The organism is Shinella sp. HZN7 (assembly GCF_001652565.1).
Classification (GTDB): domain Bacteria; phylum Pseudomonadota; class Alphaproteobacteria; order Rhizobiales; family Rhizobiaceae; genus Shinella; species Shinella granuli.
In genome coordinates, this window is sequence record NZ_CP015736.1 from 2,802,974 (window position 1) to 2,822,590 (window position 19,617).

General features: G+C 65.0%; 18 protein-coding genes. 8 read left to right on the forward strand and 10 right to left on the reverse strand.

Annotation, left to right across the window (positions count from 1 at the left end; all coding sequences use genetic code 11):
* Positions 1-52: 52 nt before the first annotated feature.
* The 5 genes from shn_RS13475 to chvE all read right to left on the reverse strand — a co-directional run bounded on the left by shn_RS13475 (position 53) and on the right by chvE (position 6,599).
* The gene (locus shn_RS13475) at positions 53-1,486 is read right to left on the reverse strand and encodes an aldehyde dehydrogenase family protein (RefSeq protein ID WP_064330864.1); all 1,434 of its coding nucleotides are present in this window, start codon (positions 1,484-1,486) and stop codon (positions 53-55) included.
* Between the two features lie 48 nt (positions 1,487-1,534).
* A complete protein-coding gene (araD1, locus tag shn_RS13480; RefSeq protein ID WP_064330865.1) occupies positions 1,535-2,530 on the reverse strand; it encodes an AraD1 family protein in 996 nt (331 codons plus the stop codon).
* 130 nt (positions 2,531-2,660) lie between these two features.
* Positions 2,661-3,869, reverse strand: coding sequence for a multiple monosaccharide ABC transporter permease (mmsB, locus tag shn_RS13485; RefSeq protein ID WP_064330866.1), 1,209 nt, complete (start codon positions 3,867-3,869; stop codon positions 2,661-2,663).
* On the reverse strand, positions 3,869-5,404 hold the full coding sequence (mmsA, locus tag shn_RS13490) for a multiple monosaccharide ABC transporter ATP-binding protein (protein WP_064330867.1): 1,536 nt from the start codon (positions 5,402-5,404) through the stop codon (positions 3,869-3,871). Before mmsA ends, mmsB begins: the two co-directional genes overlap by 1 nt.
* Positions 5,405-5,525: 121 nt before the next feature.
* Entirely contained in the window at positions 5,526-6,599 is a 1,074-nt protein-coding gene (gene chvE / locus shn_RS13495) for a multiple monosaccharide ABC transporter substrate-binding protein (RefSeq protein WP_064330868.1), read from the reverse strand.
* Positions 6,600-6,855: 256 nt separating this feature from the next.
* Here chvE and shn_RS13500 point away from each other — a divergent pair, with 256 nt between their 5' ends.
* Both shn_RS13500 and shn_RS13505 read left to right on the forward strand, forming a co-directional pair.
* Positions 6,856-7,863 carry a LysR family transcriptional regulator gene (locus tag shn_RS13500; RefSeq protein WP_064330869.1) on the forward strand — a complete coding sequence of 336 codons (1,008 nt, stop codon included), beginning with the start codon at positions 6,856-6,858 and terminating at the stop codon, positions 7,861-7,863.
* Between the two features lie 11 nt (positions 7,864-7,874).
* Positions 7,875-8,378: a hypothetical protein gene (locus shn_RS13505; protein WP_064330870.1), complete on the forward strand. Its 504-nt coding sequence runs from the start codon at positions 7,875-7,877 to the stop codon at positions 8,376-8,378.
* A gap of 114 nt (positions 8,379-8,492) precedes the next feature.
* Here the strand turns inward: shn_RS13505 and shn_RS13510 are convergent, their stop codons facing one another.
* The 5 genes from shn_RS13510 to shn_RS13530 all read right to left on the reverse strand — a co-directional run bounded on the left by shn_RS13510 (position 8,493) and on the right by shn_RS13530 (position 12,296).
* Entirely contained in the window at positions 8,493-8,717 is a 225-nt protein-coding gene (locus tag shn_RS13510; RefSeq protein ID WP_064330871.1) for a hypothetical protein, read from the reverse strand.
* Between the two features lie 61 nt (positions 8,718-8,778).
* A complete protein-coding gene (locus tag shn_RS13515; RefSeq protein WP_064330872.1) occupies positions 8,779-9,573 on the reverse strand; it encodes a 3-methyl-2-oxobutanoate hydroxymethyltransferase in 795 nt (264 codons plus the stop codon).
* Positions 9,574-9,593: 20 nt separating this feature from the next.
* Positions 9,594-10,817 (reverse strand): NAD(P)/FAD-dependent oxidoreductase, encoded by a 1,224-nt coding sequence (locus shn_RS13520; RefSeq protein ID WP_064330873.1) that lies wholly within the window; start codon positions 10,815-10,817, stop codon positions 9,594-9,596.
* Positions 10,818-10,869: 52 nt separating this feature from the next.
* Positions 10,870-11,184 carry a MocE family 2Fe-2S type ferredoxin gene (locus shn_RS13525; RefSeq protein WP_064330874.1) on the reverse strand — a complete coding sequence of 105 codons (315 nt, stop codon included), beginning with the start codon at positions 11,182-11,184 and terminating at the stop codon, positions 10,870-10,872.
* A gap of 26 nt (positions 11,185-11,210) precedes the next feature.
* Positions 11,211-12,296, reverse strand: a complete 1,086-nt coding sequence (locus shn_RS13530) for a fatty acid desaturase family protein (protein WP_064330875.1) — start codon at positions 12,294-12,296, stop codon at positions 11,211-11,213.
* A 163-nt stretch (positions 12,297-12,459) separates the two neighbouring features.
* Between shn_RS13530 and shn_RS13535 the strand changes: the two genes are divergently transcribed.
* The 6 genes from shn_RS13535 to iolG all read left to right on the forward strand — a co-directional run bounded on the left by shn_RS13535 (position 12,460) and on the right by iolG (position 19,487).
* Positions 12,460-13,491, forward strand: a complete 1,032-nt coding sequence (locus tag shn_RS13535; protein ID WP_064330876.1) for a LacI family DNA-binding transcriptional regulator — start codon at positions 12,460-12,462, stop codon at positions 13,489-13,491.
* Positions 13,492-13,654: 163 nt separating this feature from the next.
* Positions 13,655-14,467 carry a TIM barrel protein gene (locus shn_RS13540; RefSeq protein WP_064330877.1) on the forward strand — a complete coding sequence of 271 codons (813 nt, stop codon included), beginning with the start codon at positions 13,655-13,657 and terminating at the stop codon, positions 14,465-14,467.
* A gap of 256 nt (positions 14,468-14,723) precedes the next feature.
* Complete coding sequence (locus shn_RS13545) at positions 14,724-15,653, forward strand: sugar ABC transporter substrate-binding protein (protein ID WP_064330878.1); 930 nt, start codon at positions 14,724-14,726, stop codon at positions 15,651-15,653.
* 103 nt (positions 15,654-15,756) lie between these two features.
* Positions 15,757-17,295, forward strand: a complete 1,539-nt coding sequence (locus tag shn_RS13550; RefSeq protein ID WP_064330879.1) for a sugar ABC transporter ATP-binding protein — start codon at positions 15,757-15,759, stop codon at positions 17,293-17,295.
* Between the two features lie 52 nt (positions 17,296-17,347).
* Positions 17,348-18,367: an ABC transporter permease gene (locus shn_RS13555; RefSeq protein WP_064330880.1), complete on the forward strand. Its 1,020-nt coding sequence runs from the start codon at positions 17,348-17,350 to the stop codon at positions 18,365-18,367.
* A 127-nt stretch (positions 18,368-18,494) separates the two neighbouring features.
* A complete protein-coding gene (iolG, locus tag shn_RS13560) occupies positions 18,495-19,487 on the forward strand; it encodes an inositol 2-dehydrogenase (RefSeq protein ID WP_064330881.1) in 993 nt (330 codons plus the stop codon).
* The last annotated feature ends 130 nt before the right edge of the window (positions 19,488-19,617 follow it).

A 19,617-nucleotide genomic window follows, 5' to 3' on the forward strand; every position in this document is an offset into this window, starting at 1 on the left:
TTTCCAGTCCTTGAAGGGGCCGTCCGGCGCAGGGCACCGGCCGGCCTTTGTCTCACGCCAGGGTGTAGGCGGTCTTGACGGTTGTGTAGAATTCGCTGGCATAGCGGCCCTGCTCGCGCGGGCCGTGCGAAGAGCCCTTGCGCCCGCCGAAGGGCACGTGGAAATCGACGCCCGCCGTCGGCAGGTTGACCATGACCATGCCGGCCTCCGCATTGCGCTTGAAATGCGTCGCGTGCTTGAGGCTGGTCGTGGCGATGCCGGAGGAGAGGCCGAAGGGCGTGTCGTTGGCGACGGCGAGCGCTTCCTCATAGTCCTTGACGCGGATGACCGCGGCGACCGGACCGAAGATTTCCTCGCGCGAAATGCGCATGTCGTTCGTCGCCTCGGTAAAGAGCGCTGGCGCAAGGTAGAAGCCGGGTGTGTCGCGCTTCAGGCGCTCGCCGCCGAAGGCAAGCTTCGCGCCTTCCTTTTGGCCGATCTCGATATAGTCCGTGTCCTGCTTGAGCTGGCTCTCGTCGACGACCGGGCCGATATGCGTGCCGGCCTTCAGGGCATCATCGACGACGACGCTCTTCAGCCGCTCGCCGACGGCGGCGACGAATCTGTCGTGGATGCCTTCCGTCACGATGACGCGCGAGGAGGCCGTGCAGCGCTGGCCGGTGGAGAAGAAGGCCGAGTTGACGGCGGCTTCCACGGCGACGGAAAGGTCCGCGTCGTCGAGCACGACGAACGGGTTCTTGCCGCCCATTTCGAGCTGGTACTTGCGGTTATGCTCGACGGAGGCGAGCGCCACGCGTTTTCCGGTGCCGGTGGACCCCGTGAAGGTGATGGCGTTGACATCGGGACTGTCGAGCATGGTCTGGCCGACGACGGAGCCCTTGCCCATGACGAGGTTGAGGACGCCCTTCGGCAGGCCGGCGCGCACGAGGATGTCGACGATGGCCCAGGAACAGCCGGGCACCAGCTCGGCGGGCTTGAAGACGACCGTGTTGCCGTAAGCGAGCGCCGGCGCGATCTTCCAGGCCGGGATGGCGATCGGGAAGTTCCACGGCGTGATGATGCCGACGACGCCGACCGGCTCGCGGGTGATCTCGACGCCGATATTCGGGCGCACCGAAGGCAGCACCTCGCCGGCAAGGCGCAGGCATTCACCGGCGAAGAAATCGAAGATCTGTCCGGCGCGCACCGTCTCGCCGATGCCTTCGGCCAGCGTCTTGCCCTCCTCGCGCGAGAGCAGCCGGCCGAGCTCGTCCTTGCGGGCCAAAATCTCGTCGGCGGTCTTCCTGAGGATCGCATGGCGCTCCAGGATGCCGGAGCGCGACCAGGCCGGAAACGCGGCCTTCGCCGCCGCGATCGCCGCCCCGGTATCCTCGGCGGAGGCGCGGGCATATTCGCCCACCACGTCGTTCGTGTTCGACGGATTGATGTTCCGGATCGCATCCGAGCCGACCCATTCGCCGGCAATCAGGTTCTGGTGGATCGTCATGGGCAAGGCCTCCTGTCTGTCCCGTGCCGCACGAAGGCGGCACATCCCCTACAATTGGCGGATTTCGATCTCTTCTTCCCTGGCAATCGCCAAGGGATTGCGCAGCGGCAGGCCGAAACCGTCGGCCCCGATCTCGAACACGTCCCCCGCCTCGGTGCGGATGCCGTCGCCGAAGGAGAGCGTCGCCGTGCCGAACATATGGACATGGACATCGCCCGGGGCACGGAACAGGCCGTATTTGAAATGGTGGTATTCGAGGTTGGCGAAGGTGTGGGACATGTTCGCCTCGCCGGAGACGAAGGGCTTTTCCCACAGGACCTTGCCGCCGCGGACGATGCGCGAGAAACCGCGGATATCGTCAGGTGCGGCGCCGACGCGGATCTCCGGTCCGAAGCTCGCCTGGCGAAGCTTCGAATGGGCGAGGTAGAGATAGTTGATGCGCTCCGTCACATGGTCGGAGAATTCGTTCGAGACGGCAAAGCCGATACGGAAGGGCGAACCGTCGGCGGCGATGACATAGATGCCGCCCATTTCCGGCTCCTCGCCGCCATCGAGCGCGAAGGAGGGCGAGGTGAGCGGGCTGCCCGGCGCCACCGCCTGCGTGCCGTTGCCCTTGTAGAACCATTCCGGCTGCACGCCCTTTTCGCCGGGCTTCGGCTTGCCGCCTTCAAGGCCCATGCGGAACATCTTCATGGAATCGGTCAGGCTCTCCTCGGCCGCCTCCGTCGTCTTCTTGTGCATGGAATCGCGCGTGGCCGCAGAGCCGAGATGGGTGAGGCCCGTGCCGGTCAGGTGGAGATGGGCGGCGTCCGGATGGGTGATCGGCGAGAGCAGCCGGCCCGCGGCATAGGCCGCCTCCAGATCGATGGCCGCGCCGAGGCCCTTCGCGTCGATGACGGTCTTCAGGGACTGCCCGCTGTTGGCGGCTTCCATGGCGAGCGCATAGACGCTGTCCGCCCCCTTCACCGCGCGGCCCTCGCCACCCTCATCGCGCACGACCACCGTGATCGAGCCGTCGGCATTTGCGACCTGTGACATCAGCATTTCCGTTTCCTTCCTGAAGCCTGGGCCCGGCCAAAGCTCCGCACCTGCGGCGGACAGACGTCACCGCACTGGCCGCATCCGCAGCCGGTCAAACACGTTTGCAATCCTTGGGCGGACCGGTGTTCCCCGGTCAGCCCTTGTTCTTGTTGTAGACGTCGAAGAACACGGCGGCGAGCAGCACCAGGCCCTTGATGAGCTGCTGGTAGTCGATGCCGATGCCCATGATCGACATGCCGTTGTTCATGACGCCCATGATGAAGGCGCCGATGACCGCGCCGGTGATCTTGCCGACGCCGCCCGAGGCCGAGGCGCCGCCGATGAAGCAGGCCGCGATGACGTCGAGCTCGAAGCCGACGCCGGCCTTCGGCGTCGCCGAATTGAGGCGGGCGGCGATGATCATGCCGGCGAGCGCGGCAAGCGCCCCCATGTTGACGAAGGTGTAGAAGGTCAGCCGCTCGGTATTGATGCCCGAGAGCTTCGCCGCCTTCTCGTTGCCGCCCATGGCGTAGATGCGCCGGCCGATCGTCGTGCGCGTCGTCACGAAGGTATAGAGCGCGATGAGCAGGCCCATGACGACGAGAACGTTCGGCAGGCCGCGATAGGTGGAAAGCTGGAAGCCGAGGAAGATCGCCACCGCGCTGATGACCGCCATCTGCACGGCGAAGAAGGCGAAGGGCTCGTTCTCCGTCTCGTGCAGCGTGTTCATGCGCCGCTCGCGAAGCCCGGCATAGATGGCATAGCCGACCAGCAGGATGACGACGAGGAGCGCGAAATAGTTCTTGATGAGGCTCGTCGCAGGGTCCGTGAGCGACAGGAAATCCGGCACGAAACCGGTGGAGAGGATCTGGAAATCCTTCGGGAACGGGCCGACCGGACGGCCACCGAGCACGACATAGGTCATGCCGCGGAAGACGAGCATGCCGGCGAGCGTGACGATGAAGGACGGGATCTTCTGGTAGGCCACCCAATAGCCCTGCGCCGCCCCCATGATCGCGCCGACGAGGATGCAGAGCGGCACGACGACGATCGCCGGAAGCCCCCACTTCACCAGCATGATCGCCGAGATCGCGCCGATGAAGGCGACGATGGAGCCGACCGACAGGTCGATATGCCCCGCCACGATGATCAGCAGCATGCCCAGCGCCATGATGACGATGAACGAGTTCTGCAAGACGAGGTTGGTGATGTTGACCGGGCGGAAGAGCACGCCGTTGGTGATGACCTGGAAGAAGATCATGATCACGACGAGCGCGACGAGCAGGCCGTATTCGCGGATGTTCCTGCGCAGGTAGTCTCCCACCGAAGGCTGGGTCGTCTTGGTCGCGGTATCGGTGGACATCAGTGTTTCTCCCCGGAGCGCATGATGGCGCGCATGATGGATTCCTGGCTTGCTTCCGCCTTGGAAAGCTCGGCCACGATGCGTCCTTCGTTCATGACATAGATGCGATCGCAGGTCCCGAGCAGTTCCGGCATCTCCGACGAGATCATCAGGATGCCCTTGCCCTCGGCGGCAAGCTGGTTGATGATGGTATAGATTTCGAACTTGGCGCCGACATCGATGCCGCGCGTGGGTTCATCGAGGATCAGAACCTCGGGATTGGTGAAGAGCCACTTGGACAGCACGACCTTCTGCTGGTTGCCGCCCGAAAGATTGACCGCCTCCTGATAGATCGAGTGCGAGCGGATGCGCAGCTTCTGGCGATAGCCGGAGGCGACCTTGGCCTCCTGCCGGTTGTCGATGACCGTCGCCTTCGAAACGCCGCCGAGATTGGCGAGCGTCGTGTTGTGCATGATGTTGTCGATCAGCACGAGGCCGAGCTGCTTGCGGTCCTCGGTCACATAGGCAAGGCCGGCCTCGATCGCCTTCGGGATCGTGCTGACATCCACCGGCTTGCCGCGCATGGAGACGTCGCCGGTGATCTTGTGCCCCCAGCTCCTGCCGAAGAGGCTCATCGCCGTTTCGGTGCGGCCCGCGCCCATCAGGCCGGCAATGCCGACGACCTCGCCGGCGCGCACGTTGAAGCTGATATCGTGCAGGAACTGCCGGTCGCGGTGGTGCTGGTGGAAGACGTTCCAGTTCTTCACCTCCAGCAGCGTCTCGCCGATATCAGGCTCGCGCGCCGGGTAGCGGTCCTCCATCTCGCGGCCGACCATGCCCTTAATGATGCGGTCCTCGGAAATGTCCTCGTGATGACAGTCCAGCGTCTCGACGGTGCCGCCATCGCGCAGGATGGTGATCTGGTCGGCGACTTTTTTGATCTCGTTCAGCTTGTGCGAGATGATGATCGAGGTCATGCCCTGCGTTCGGAACTCCATGAGCAGCTTCAGGAGCGCGTCGGAGTCCTTCTCGTTGAGCGAAGCGGTCGGCTCGTCGAGGATGAGCAGGCGAACCTTCTTGGAGAGCGCCTTGGCGATCTCGACGAGCTGCTGCTTGCCGACGCCGATATCGGTGATCAGCGTGCCCGGCGGCTCCTTGAGGCCGACCTTGTCGAGCAGCTCCTGCGTGCGGCGGAAGGCAAGCTTCCAGTCGATCACGCCGTTCGTCGCCACCTCGTTGCCGAGGAAGATGTTTTCCGCGATCGACAGCAGCGGCACCAGCGCCAGCTCCTGGTGGATGATGATGATGCCCAGGTGCTCGCTGTCGGAGATCGTGGAGAAGCGGCGGACCTCGCCGTCGAAATGGATTTCGCCCTCGTAGGAGCCGGCCGGATAGACGCCGCTCAGCACCTTCATGAGGGTGGATTTGCCGGCGCCGTTCTCGCCGACGAGGGCGTGGATCTCGCCTTCGCGGACCTTCAGGTTGACGTTGTCGAGGGCCTTCACGCCCGGAAACGTCTTCGTGATGCCGCGCATTTCGAGAAGGGTCTTGCTCATGTACCAGTTTCCAGCGGCCGGCCATCACCCATCGATGGGGAAACCGAGCCTATTCGCTCTGCGATCCGGAGAAAAGAGGGTTCGCGCAGCCAGGCGCGAACCCCGAAGAGGGAAGAAACGATCAGTTCTTCAGCTGGTCGGCCGTGTAATAGGCCGAGTCCGTGACGAGGATCTGCTCCGCGTTGGACTTGTCGACGGCGACGGGCTTCAAGAGGTAGGACGGAACGACCTTGACGCCGTTGTCATAGGTCTTGGTGTCGTTCACTTCCGGCTCCTTGCCGTCGAGGATGGCATTGACCATGCCGACCGTGACCCTGGCGAGTTCGCGCGTGTCCTTGAAGACCGTCGAATACTGCTCGTCGGCGAGGATCGACTTGACGGAAGGCAGCTCGGCGTCCTGGCCGGTGACGACGGCCATCGGCTGGTCGCCCGAGCCGTAGCCGACGCCCTTCAGGGCCGACAGGATGCCGATGGACAGGCCGTCATAGGGCGAGAGCACGCCATCGACGCGGCCGTCCGTGTAGGTCGAGGAGAGCAGGTTCTCCATGCGGGCCTGCGCGACGGCGCCGTCCCAACGCAGCGTGCCGACCGTTTCCATGCCGGTCTGGCCCGACTTGATGACGATGTCGCCGCTGTCGATCAGCGGCTGGATGACCGACATCGCGCCATCATAGAAGAAGAAGGCGTTGTTGTCGTCCGGCGAACCGCCGAAGAGTTCGACGTTCCACGGCTTGGTGTCCGGGAACTTCGCCTTCAGGCCGTCGACGAGGCTGGTGGCCTGGAGAACGCCGACCTGGAAGTTGTCGAAGGTGGCGTAGTAGTCGACATTGCCCGAATCGCGGATCAGGCGGTCATAGGCGATGACCTTCACGCCGGCATCGGCCGACTTCTGGAGGATGTCGGAAAGCGTCGTGCCGTCGATGGCGCCGATGACGAGGACCTTCGCGCCCTTGGTGACCATGTTCTCGATCTGGGCGAGCTGGTTCGGGATATCGTCGTCAGCGAACTGCAGGTCCGGCGTGTAGCCGGCTTCCTTGAAAAGCTTTTCCATCGTCTCGCCGTCGGAAATCCAGCGGGTCGAGGTCTTGGTGGGCATGGAAATGCCGACCATGCCCTTGTCCTGGGCGAAGGATGGCGCCACGAACGACGCGACGCTGACGGCAGCGGCGGCGAGAAGCGAAGTGATCATTTTCATTGAAAGGTCTCTCCCTGGTGCGCACTGGCCGAAATTGCGGCCAGGCATTGTTCTGTGCACGGGCGGGGTCGCATTCAGACGACGGCCTGGACTGGAGGGCAGAAAGCCCGCCGGTCCCCACTCCCAAGGACCCCAGCGCACATTGGCGCAACCTCTTACGAATTGCCATAACTGTCAAATGCAATGAACTTCTAAATTGATATCAAATCTGGTATATAATGTCGGATATATACTATTTTATTGATCGAGGTGACCAATGCGTCCGGACGATGACATCGACGAGCAGCTCTTTCCCGGCGAGAGCGGCGGCGACCTCCAGGACGTCGGCCTCCTACGCAGCGGCCTGAAGCTCAATCACCTGCGCATGATCGTCGCCATCGAGGAGCACAGGCAGGTCAGCGCGGCAGCCGATGCGCTGAACATCTCGCAGCCCGCCGCCTCCCGCATGCTGACGGAAATGGAGACCATCCTCAAGGCGCAACTGTGCGAGCGCGTCTCGCGCGGCGTGGCGCTCACGGCCTTCGGCCGGGCCTTCGCGCGCCGGGCGCGCACCATCCTGCTCGAGCTGCGCGAAGTCGACCGCGAGCTGTCCGCCCTGAAATCGGGCACCGGCGGCTCGGTCTTCCTCGGCTCGGTGACGGCGCCGGCGATCAGCCTTGCCGTGCCGGCGATCCAGCAGGTGAGCGCCGCCTATCCCGGCATCGAGGTGAACGTGCGCTTGGAGACGAGCAACGTGCTCGCGCGCGAGCTGCTGGCGGCGCGGCAGGACTTCATCATCGCCCGCGTGCCCGACGATCTCAACCCGCGGCTCTTCAACGTCACCGAGATCGGCATCGAAAAGGCCTGCCTCATCGTGCGCAAGGGCCATCCGCTGCTCGAAAAACCCGCCGCCAGCCTTGCCGACCTGCCGCATTACGACTGGGTCTTCCAGCCGGCCGGCACGCTGCTTCGCCGGCGCATCGAGGACCTGTTCCTCGCCGCCGGCGTGCCGCTGCCCTCCACCGTAGTCAACACCTCGTCCATCCTGCTGACGACCGCGATCGTGTGCGGTTCGAACGCGATCGCCCCCGTCGCCCGCGACATGGCCGTCTTCATCGCCGATGTCGGCGCGCAGGCCGGCGAAATCAGCATCCTCAACACCGATTTCGAGATCGACATCAAGCCTTACAGCCTTATCTCCATAAAAGGCAGGGCGCTGCCGCCGAGCGCCAAACTGCTTTATGATCTGATCCTGCAACGCAGCCGGATGCTTTCGCCGGACTGAGGAGGTCTTTCATGTTCGGCATGACCGTTTTCGAATCCGTGCTGGAGCGGCTGAAGGCCGAGGCGCGCCAGGCGGCCGAGGATGCCGCGGAGGACGAAGCGCGCGAGGACGACGGCCCGGCCGAGGTGCGCGGCCTGCCCTCCGGTTTTGCCGGCCTCGGCACGGGCGGCGCCTTCGTCTCCGGCTCGCAGGCGGCCGCCGCCTATCTCGATCTCTACGAGGAACCCGCTCCGGCCGAGCCGGAGCAACCGGCGCCCGCCGAACCGCCTCCGCCCCCGCCGCATCTCCTGCGCATCGCGCCGGAGGAGGTGGCCAGCGACCTTGGCCTTGACGGCAGGGAAAGCGTGGACGAGCTGCTCGCCCGCCGGCGCGGTTTTGCCCGGGAAAACCATCCCGATCGCGCACCGGAGGAGCTGCGTGCCAATGCGACGCTGCGCATGAAGATCGCCAACATGCTGATCGACGAGACGATCCGGCGGATCAATGTCGAAAGGAGCCTCGGCCTGTCGCGCTGATGGCGATGCGCCTGAAAGCGTTTCCGCTTTTCCTCGAATCGCGAAAACGCTCTGACTCTTTGTTTTTACGCAATTCCGAACGCAAGGCCGCTCCGCACTTTTGCTGGAATTGCTCTAGCCCTTCGGCTCCTGCTCCGGCGGCTTTGCGGCCGGATCGGAGGGCTTGAAGAAGAGGATGAGCTGCGCGAAGGCATAGGCCGAGACGACGAGGAAGATCGTGCCCCAGGTCTGCTCGCCATTGTAGAATTCCACCGCCGTCCACGCCGCACAGGCCCCGACCAGAAGCAGCCGCCGCCAGAGCGGACGGTAGAACGGATGATCGGGATCGATGAACTTCATGAACGTCTCCTCACGCTTCAGCGCCTACATAGGCGGTTTTCCCGCGCGAGGGAACCGGCTTTCAGGCATCGACCCGTTCCAGGAACGCTGCAAGCTCGGCCGGCGCGATGCCGACGAGATGGCCCTTTTCGGGATAGGCGCCCGAGCGCACGTCGTCGGCATATTCGCGGAAGGCGGCGATGCGCTCCTGCTGCAGCCGGTCGTATTCGGCGGCGAAGTTGCGGTAGACCTTCGCATGGCGCGGAGTGTGCCCGCGGTTCTGGCCGAGCACGTCCTCGGCGAAGAGATATTGCGCATCGCAGCCCGTGCCCGCGCCCATGGAGAGCATGACGAGCCCCGTCCTCGCGCTGATCGCCGCGGCGATCTCGCCGGGCACCACCTCGATCTCAGCCGCGAAGGCGCCTGCCTCCTCCAGCGCCTTGACCTGCCGGAAGATCTCCAGCGCGCTCTCCGCCGTCTTGCCGACGGCGCGGAAGCCGCCGGTCCAGGTGGCCTTGGAGGGGATGAGCCCGACATGGCCGCAGACCGGGATGCCCTCCTCGCGCAGGCGCCGGACGGTGGAAAGCCCGGCGGCGCAATAGACGGCATCGCCCCCCGCCTTCATCGCCTGGAAGGCGCCGCGCAGGTAATCGTCCGCCGTGACGAAATCGCCGTATTCCAGCCCCGGAAAGGCAAAGACCGTGGGCGCGGCCTCGCGGAAGGCCGGCCCCAGCAGCGCCGGCGGCACCGAGACGAGGTCGATGCCCGCCTTCTCGGCAGCCTCCGCCTCCTCCAGCGTCACGACGCGCAGCATGGTGAGCTGTCGCTTGCCCTTCATCGCCTTGAGGTCGGCAACGGTTGGTCTCCTGGTCTTCATCCTGTCCTCCGGGCCGCCCTTCAGGCGGCAAGCAATGTCTTCAGTCTGGTTTCCGGCGCGGCAAGCGCGGCCGGATCGGGATGCCGCCGGGCGGCGATCAGCATTTCCGCAAGGCGGATGTCGCGGGCGACCGCATTGCCCTTGCCGATGCCGCTCGCCGCGATCAGCCGGCCCTCGGCATCGAGATGGAAGAGGAGGAAGGCGCCCTCGCCGAGATCGCGCCGCACGGTCGCCGCCGCACCGTCGGCAAGCCCCGCGATCTGCAGCGTCATGTCGTACTGGTCCGACCAGAACCACGGCACGGCACAATGCGCCTTGCCGCCGCCGAGCATGTTGGCCGCCGCAAGCTGGCCCTGCTCCTGCGCATTGCGCCAGGATTCGAGCCGGACGCGCCGGCCGCCGTAGAGCGGCAGCGGATAGGACGTGCAGTCGCCGGCCGCGAGGATATCGGGATCTGAGGTGCGCAGCAGGCCGTCGACGGCGATGCCGTTGTCCACGGCGAGCCCCGCCGCCTCCGCCAGCTCCGTGTTCGGCACGGCGCCGATGCCGACGACCAGCAGGCTGGCCGCGATGACGCGGCCGTCCTCCAGCGTGAGGCGAACCTCGCCCGGCCGCTCCGCGATGCCGGCAACCTTCGCGCCGCACAGCACCTCGACGCCTTCGGCCGCATGGCGGCTGGCGATAATCGCGGCGATCTCCGCCGGCACGCCGCGGCTGAGGATGCGCGGCAGGCCCTCGATGAGCGTCACGCTCGCACCGAGCTTGCGGGCGCTCGCCGCCAGCTCCAGGCCGATGAAGCCGCCGCCGAGAATGGCGACGTGGCTTCCTTCCACGAGATGGGCGCGAATGCGCGTCGCATCGTCATGGCTGCGAAGGGCGGCGATGCGCCCGCCGCAGGCCATGCCCGGCAGGGTGCGCGGGCGCGCACCGGTCGCCAGCAGCAATTTGTCATAGGGAAGCGCCGTGCCATCGCCGAGCCGCACCCGCCGGCCGGCCCGGTCGATCTCAAGGACCGTGCGGCCGGAAAGCACCGCGATACCGGCGGCGGCATAACGCTCCGCGTCCGCGACGAGTTTCGGGCCGGCGCCGGCGACCAGCACCTCCTTGGAGAGCGGCGGACGCTCATAGGGCAGATGCGTTTCGCTGCCGATCAGGGTGATCGTGCCGTCGAAACCCTTTTCTCTCAGCGCGAAGGCTGCGCGTGCGCCGCATTCGCCGGCGCCGACGATGACGAAATCCGCCATGGCATGATCCTCCCGGACGGTTCCGGCAGCCGGAACCGCGAAAACAAGAAAGCTAGAGCCCGATGAAGACCGTGCCGCCCTCGACCTTGACCGGATAGGTCCTGAGGTCGATGCAGACCGGTGCGCCCTTGGCCTCGCCGGTCTTGTAGTCGAAGCGGCCGTTATGCTTGGGACATTCGATAATGTGATCCATCACCAGCCCGTCGGCGAGGTGGATCTTCTCGTGGGTGCAGAGCCCGTCCGTCGCGTGGTAGGTGTCATCCGGGCTGCGATAGATCGCGAAGGTACGGCCCGCATGGTCGAAGCGGATGACATCCTCCTCGTCGATCTCGTCCGCTGCGCAGACCTCGATCCAGGTGTCGCTCATGGTCTCTCCTCCGATGACGTGCTGGTTTATTCGGCAGCCGCGACGGCCGGCTCGCTGTGGAATTCTTCCTTGTAGGGCCGCGCCGTCGCGGGCAGGTCGCGCTTGAGGAAATAGTCCTCGTTGCGAAGCTGGCGCAGGAAGGCGGGGATCATCTCCCGGTAGCCGTGCCACATGGACGGGTTCGGCGCCGGCAGGTCGTGCTTGATCATCGCATGCAGCCGCGGCAGCGCATGGTAGGGCACCATCGGGAACATGTGGTGCTCCACATGGTAGTTCATGTTCCAGTAGATGAAGCGGCTGACCGGGTTCATGTAGACGGTGCGGCTGTTCAGCCGGTGGTCGATGACATTGTCGGCAAGGCCGCCATGCTGGAGCAGCCCCGTCAAAACGTGATGCCAGGCGCCATAAAGGCGCGGCAGGCCGATGAGCATGGCCGGCAGGATCGAGCCGAGCGCGAAACAGAGGGCGATGGTCGCAACGTAGATGGCGAACCAGATGCGGGCGATACGGATCGCCTTCGGCTGCTCGGAGGCGGGAATGAAGGTCTTTTCCGCCGCGCTCATCACGCCCGCCGCATTGCGCAGCATGTCGATGACGGCGTGCCAGGCATCGAGCAGGCCGAAGACGTTGAGCACGAGGCGCGCGAGATCCGGCGGGCGCATCACGGCGATCTCGGGATCGCGGCCGACGATGACCGTATCGGTGTGGTGGCGCGTGTGGCTCCAGCGCCAGGTCACCGGATTGCGCATGATCATGAAGCAGGCGATCTGGTAGACGGCGTCGTTCATCCACATCGTCTTGAAGGCCGTGCCGTGGCCGCATTCGTGCCAGCGGCTGTCGGAGGCCGAACCGTAGAGCACGCCATAGACGAGGAAGAACGGCACCGCCCACCAGCTGCCCCACAGCCAGATGCCGGCAGCCCCGGTGACCAGCATGGTGCCGAGCCAGATCGCGGTGTCGCGGATCGCCGGCGCGTCGCTGCGCTGCATCAGCGCCTTCATGTCCTTGCGGGCGATTTCGGTGTGATACCATTCGGCCGCGGCCAGGCCATTGGCCACGGCGGCCTCGGCATCGCGGCCAAGAAGGCTGTAGTCCCGCTTCGTCGGCTTCATCCCTCGTCTCCTCCCTGCGGCGGCGCTTGCAGGCACCCGCCTCGTCTGATGTACAAACGATACCGCCCCTGCTTGCATCTCTCAATCCTGCCATGATAGAATGCATCAAATTCCATCATTCTCTATCATTCCGCTTTGATGGAAAGATTTCAGGGAGGGGATCATGGCATCGCGACCCACCATTACGGATCTGGCGAAAGCCGCCGGCGTCAGCGTGGCGACAGTCGATCGCGTGCTGAACGGGCGCCACAAGGTGCGCGAGGAAACGGCGCGACGGGTCTACGATGCCGCCAATACGATCGGCTATCACGCGATCGGGCTCATCCGGCAGCGGGTCTTCGAGGACCTGCCGCAATACCGGCTGGGCTTCAGCTTCCAGCGCCCGGGCCAGGCCTTCTACCAGAACTTCGCGCGCGAGATCGAGATCGCCTGCAATGCCTGCACCACGGCGCGCATCGTGCCGCAGGTCGATTTCATCAACGCGCAGACGCCGGCCGCGATGACGGACATGCTGCGGCAGCTCTCCGCCCGCAACCAGGCCCTCGCCGTCGTCGCCCCCGACTATCCGGCAACCACCACCATGGTGGAGGACCTGAGGAACCGTGGCATTCCCCTCTTCTGCCTGCTCTCCGACTTCGCCATGGACGTGCGCCAGGGCTATATCGGCCTCAACAACATGAAGGTTGGCCGCACGGCGGCCTGGATGATCGCCCGCAGCGCCCGCCGGCCCGGCAAGGTGGCGATCTTCGTCGGCAGCCACCGTTTCCACGGCCACGAACTGCGCGAGATGGGCTTCCGCTCCTTCTTCCGCGAGAAGGGCCAGGATTTCGAGGTGCTGGACACGCTCGTCAATCTCGACACCAGCGAGATCACCCACGAGGCGACCGCCAACCTGCTCGCCCAGCACCCCGATCTCGTCGGTCTCTATGTCGCCGGCGGCGGCATGGAAGGCGCGATTTCCGCCATCCGCGAAGAGGGTTACGGCGGGAAGATCCAGCTCATCGTCAACGAACTCACCCCCGAATCGAAGGCCGGCCTTGCCGATGACGTCGTCACCATGGCGATCAGCACGCCCCTTCCCGCCCTCTGCCGCGAACTCGTCTCGCTGATGGTGACGGCCATCGAGAAGGGCGAGGCGGCCGTGCCCGGGCAGACATTCCTGCCCTTCGACATCTTCCTTCCGGAGAATATCTGACGGGCTGAATGATGGTTTTCCATCATCCGCCCGATGAATCTGTCAGCAATGAGGGCGTGGTCGGCGCCTTCGGCTTTGACGCCCGTCAAGCGCTTCCCGATCCTCATGCGTGCATGCGAGGCCGTCCTGTCGGCGGCCCCGAAGACCGGAGGACCCCCATTCCATGCCGCCCCTTGATTTCGCCCTCAACCACATGACGGCGCCCGCGCTGAACCTCGACGCCTTCTTCGCCCTCGCCGCTTCGCTCGGCATCACGAAGGTCGAGATTCGCAACGACCTTACCGGCAACGCCATCCTGGACGGCACCACGCCAGCCGAGGTGAAGACGCTCGCCGCCCGCCACGGCGTCACGATCATCTCGATCAATGCGCTCCAGCGCTTCAACGAATGGACACCCGCCCGCGCCGCCGAGGCCAAGGACCTCATCGACTACGCGGCGGCGGCGTGCGCCCGCGCGCTCGTGCTCGTGCCGAAGAACGACGGCACCGGCCAGGCCGACGGCGAGCGCCAGGCCAACCTCGCCGAGGCGCTGGCCGCCCTGAAGCCGATGCTGGCCGCGGCCGGAATCATCGGCCTCGTCGAGCCGCTCGGCTTCGAGATCTGCTCGCTGCGCTCCAAGCGCGAGGCTGCCGAGGCGATCGAGGCCGTGGGCGGGGAACAGACATTCCGCCTTGTGCACGACACGTTCCACCATCACCTCGCCGGCGAGCCAGACCTCTTCGCGGCGCTCACCGGCCTTGTCCATATTTCCGGCGTCGAGGATGCCGATGTCACCGTTCCCGCCATGCGCGACGGCCACCGCATGCTGGTCGGCCCGCAGGACCGGCTCGGAAACATCAGCCAGATCAAGGCCCTGGCTGCCGCCGGCTATGCCGGACCGCTCTCCTTCGAGCCCTTCTCGCCGTCCGTGCACGACGTCGCCGACCCCAGGGCGGCCGTGGCGCAGAGCCTCGCCTTCATCCGCGAAAACATCTAGGCCCGGCGGGGCCGGCGGCCTGTCCGCCGGCACTTTTCCCCAGGCCTTGCGGGATTCCCGGTCCTGAAAAATGGAACGGGCTTGACGTCCCGAACAGAAAATGGAATAAACATTCCGCAATACGGAATTCGCGGTTTGTTTATTCTGTTTTGGCCTCTTGCCTCCCGGGAGGAGCAAGGGGCCGGCTGCCCGCAAGGGTCAGCCGTCCGGACAATCGAGTGGCGCTGCCGGACGCCACGTTGAGGAGGAGAACGACATGAAAAAATTCATTCTGAGCTCGGCGCTTGCCGTGATGATGTCCACCGCCGCCCATGCCGAGACGATCGGCGTGTCCATGGCGCTGTTCGACGACAACTTCCTGACCGTCCTGCGCAACGGCATGTCCGACTACGCCAAGACCCTCGACGGCGTCGATCTGCAGATCGAGGACGCCCAGAACGACGTCGCCAAGCAGCAGAGCCAGGTGCAGAACTTCATCGCCTCGGGCGTCAGCGCCATCATCGTGAACCCGGTCGACACCGACGCGACCGCCGCGCTCTCCAAGGCCGCCGCCGATGCGGGCATTCCGCTGGTCTATGTCAACCGCGAGCCGGTCAACGTCAACGAGCTGCCGGAAAAGCAGGCCTTCGTCGCCTCGGACGAAAAGGAATCCGGCACGCTGGAAACCAAGGAAGTCTGCCGCCTGCTGAACGGCAAGGGCAAGGTCGTCGTCATGATGGGCGAGCTTTCCAACCAGGCCGCACGCGTGCGCACCCAGGACATCAAGGACGTCATCGCCACCGACGAGTGCAAGGGCCTCGAAATCGTCGAGGAGCAGACCGCCAACTGGTCGCGCACGCAGGGCTCCGACCTAATGACCAACTGGCTCTCCGCAGGCCTGGAATTCGACGCCGTCATCTCCAACAATGACGAAATGGCGATCGGCGCCATCCAGGCGCTGAAGGCCGCCGGCCGCTCGATGGACAGCGTCGTCGTCGCCGGCATCGACGCCACGCAGGACGCGCTTGCCGCCATGGCGGCCGGCGATCTCGACGTGACGGTGTTCCAGGACGCCGCCGGCCAGGGCAAGGGCTCGGTCGACGCCGCGCTGAAGCTGGCCAGGGGCGAGCAGGTCGACACCAAGGTGTATATCCCCTTCCAGCTCGTGACCCCGGCCAATATCGCCGACTTCCAGGCCAAGAACTGACCGGCTCACCGGTCGCTTGAAAACGACCAGTCTGTGAAGGACGCGCGCACGCCGGCGTGCGCGCGTCCGACCCGTTTCAGGTTGCTCCGGGAGGGAGGGGACGATGGTCAGTCCGACCACCATGGCCGCGGTTCGTGCAAGCGGCGCCATTCCGAATGCTGAATATCTGCTGTCTGCGGAAGGTGTCCGCAAGGAATTTCCGGGCGTCGTCGCGCTCGACGACGTCGAGTTCAAGCTGAAGCGCGGCACCGTTCATGCCCTGATGGGTGAAAACGGCGCAGGCAAATCCACGCTGATGAAGATCCTCGCCGGCATCTACACGCCCGACCAGGGCGAGGTGCTGCTCAAGGGCCAGAAGATCCGCCTGCAATCGCCGCTCGACGCGCTGGAGAACGGCATCGCCATGATCCATCAGGAACTCAACCTGATGCCCTTCATGACGGTCGCCGAGAACATCTGGATCCGCCGCGAGCCGAAGAACCGCTTCGGCTTCGTCGACCACGGCGAGATGCACCGCAAGACGGCCGCGCTCTTCAAGCGCCTCAACATCGTGATGGACCCGGAAACCCAGGTGCGCGACCTCTCGGTGGCCAACCGCCAGATGGTCGAGATCGCCAAGGCCGTCTCCTACGAGAGCGACGTGCTCATCATGGACGAGCCGACCTCGGCGCTGACCGAACGCGAGGTGGAGCATCTCTTCACCATCATCCGCGACCTGCGCGCGCAGGGCATCGGCATCGTCTACATCACCCACAAGATGAACGAGCTGTTCGAGATCGCCGACGAGTTCTCGGTGTTCCGCGACGGCAAGTATATCGGCACGCATGCCTCCACCGACGTGACGCGCGACGACATCATCCGCATGATGGTCGGCCGCGAGATCACCCAGATGTTCCCGAAGGAGGAGGTGCCGATCGGCGATGTCGTCCTGTCGGTGAAGAACCTTACCCTCAAGGGCGTCTTCCACGACGTCTCCTTCGACGTACGCGCCGGCGAGATCCTCGGCCTTGCCGGCCTCGTCGGCTCCGGCCGCTCGAACGTTGCCGAAACGATCTTTGGCGTCACGCCGGCAAGCTCCGGGACGATCGAGATCAACGGCAAGCCGGTCGATATCGACAGCCCGAACACGGCGATCCGGCATCGCATGGCCTTCCTGACGGAAGACCGCAAGGACACCGGCTGCCTGCTGATCCTCGACATCCTGGAAAACATGCAGATCGCCGTCCTCCAGGACAAGTTCGTCAAGAACGGCTTCGTTGCCGAGCGCGAACTGACCAGGGTCTGCGAGGAGATGAGCCGGAAGCTGCGGGTCAAGACGCCGAACCTTCACGAGCGCATCGAGAACCTGTCGGGCGGCAACCAGCAGAAGGTGCTGATCGGCCGCTGGCTGCTCACCCATCCGCGCATCCTCATCCTCGACGAGCCGACCCGCGGCATCGATGTCGGGGCGAAGGCGGAGATCCACCGCTTCGTCACCGAGCTCGCCCGCGACGGCGTCGCCGTCATCATGATCTCGTCGGAAATGCCGGAAGTGCTCGGCATGAGCGACCGCGTCATGGTCATGCACGAGGGCCGCGTCACCGGCATCCTCGACCGGGCGGAGGCGACGCAGGTCAAGGTCATGGAACTGGCTGCCCAGTGAAATCAGCCCAAGGGATATTCAGGGCCGCCGAGCGGCCGCAAGGGAGGTAATCATGAGCACGAATTCCGCCGCGCAGGCCCAGGCCGCTGCGCAGAAATCTGCCCGCCGGCTCCCGCCGGAACTCAACATCTTTCTCGTCCTGATCGGCATTGCGCTGGTCTATGAAATCCTCGGCTGGATCTTCGTCGGCCAGAGCTTCCTGATGAACCCGCAGCGCCTGACGATCATCATCCTGCAGGTCTCGGTCATCGGCATCATCGCCGTCGGCGTCACGCAGGTCATCATCACCGGGGGCATCGATCTCTCCTCCGGCTCGGTCGTCGGCATGACGGCGATGTTCACCGCCTCGCTGGCGCAGGCCTCCACCTGGCCGCGCGCGCTCTATCCCTCGCTCACCGACATGCCGGTCATCGTGCCCGTCGCGCTCGGCATCGGCGTCGGCCTGCTCGCCGGCTTCATCAACGGCCAGCTCATCGCCAAGACGAAGATTCCGCCCTTCATCGCCACGCTCGGCATGATGGTCTCCGCCCGCGGCATCTCCAAGTGGTACACGAAGGGCCAGCCGGTCTCGGGCCTGACGGAACAGTTCAACTTCATCGGCACCGGCATCTGGCCCGTCGTGATCTTCCTCGTCGTCGCCGTGATCTTCCACATCGCGCTGCGCTACACCCGCTACGGCAAGTTCACCTACGCGATCGGCGCCAACGTGCAGGCCGCCCGCGTGTCCGGCATCAATGTCGAATCCCATCTGGTCAAGGTCTACGCCATTGCCGGGGCGCTCGCCGGTCTTGCCGGCGTCGTCACCGCCGCCCGCGCCCAGACCGCCCAGGCCGGCATGGGCGTGATGTACGAACTCGATGCGATCGCCGCGACCGTCATCGGTGGCACCTCGCTTGCCGGCGGCGTCGGGCGCATCACCGGCACGGTCATCGGCACCGTCATCCTCGGCGTCATGACATCGGGCTTTACCTTCCTGCGCGTCGATGCTTTCTACCAGGAGATCGTCAAGGGCATCATCATCGTCGCCGCCGTCGTCGTCGACGTCTACCGGCAGAAGAAGCGCAAGACGTAGTTTTAAAGAGCGAATAGGGAATGGCGAATAGCGAATAGTTACCGGCGCAGACCGCTTGCTCTTGCCTATTGCCTACCCCCTATTCGCTCCTCCCTATTTGCTATTCGCCCCACATAACGAGGACAACATGACTGTAAGATTTGGTCTTCTCGGCGCAGGCCGCATCGGCAAGGTCCACGCCAAGGCCGTGACCGGCAACCCGGACGCCGTGCTCGTCGCCGTCGCGGATGCCTTCCCGGCCGCCGCCGACGCGATCGCCAGGCAATATGGCTGCGAGGTCCGCACCATCGAGGCGATCGAAGCGGCGAAGGACATCGACGCCGTCGTGATCTGCACGCCGACCGACACCCATGCCGACCTCATCGAGCGCTTCTCCCGCGCCGGCAAGGCGATCTTCTGCGAAAAGCCGATCGACCTCGATGTCGATCGTGTGAAGGCCTGCATGAAGGTGGTCGACGAGACCAAGGGCAAGCTGATGGTCGGCTTCAACCGCCGCTTCGACCCGCACTTCATGGCCGTCAGGCAGGCGATCGACGACGGCCGCATCGGCGATGTCGAGATGGTGACGATCACGTCCCGCGACCCCGGTGCCCCGCCGGTCGACTATATCAAGCGCTCCGGCGGCATCTTCCGCGACATGACGATCCACGACTTCGACATGGCCCGCTTCCTGCTCGGCGAAGAGGTCGTCTCGGTCTTTGCCACCGCCGCCGTGCTGGTCGATCCCGATATCGGCAAGGCCGGCGACTATGACAGCGTCTCCGTCATCCTCCAGACGAAATCCGGCAAGCAGGCCGTCATCTCGAACTCCCGCCGCGCCACCTACGGCTACGACCAGCGCATCGAGGTGCACGGCTCGAAGGGCATGGTGTCTGCCGAGAACCAGCGCCCGGTCTCCATCGAGGTCGCAAACGGCGACGGCTACACCCGCCCGCCGCTGCACGATTTCTTCATGACCCGCTACACGGAAGCCTACGCCAACGAGATCGCGGCCTTCATCGCGGCCATCGAAAAGGGCGCGACCATCTCGCCCTCGGGCGCCGACGGCCTCGCGGCCCTTGCGCTTGCCGATGCGGCCGTGAAGTCGGTCGAAGAAAAGCGCCAGATTTCCGTCGCCTGACGGAAACCACCTCCCAAGCAACTGGCCGGGCGATTTTCTCGCCCGGTCTTTTTGTTTGGAACGCCTACCCCACCCTCCACGTCATCCTCGGGCTTGACCCGAGGATCCAGGCCACAAACTCCAGGTGAGC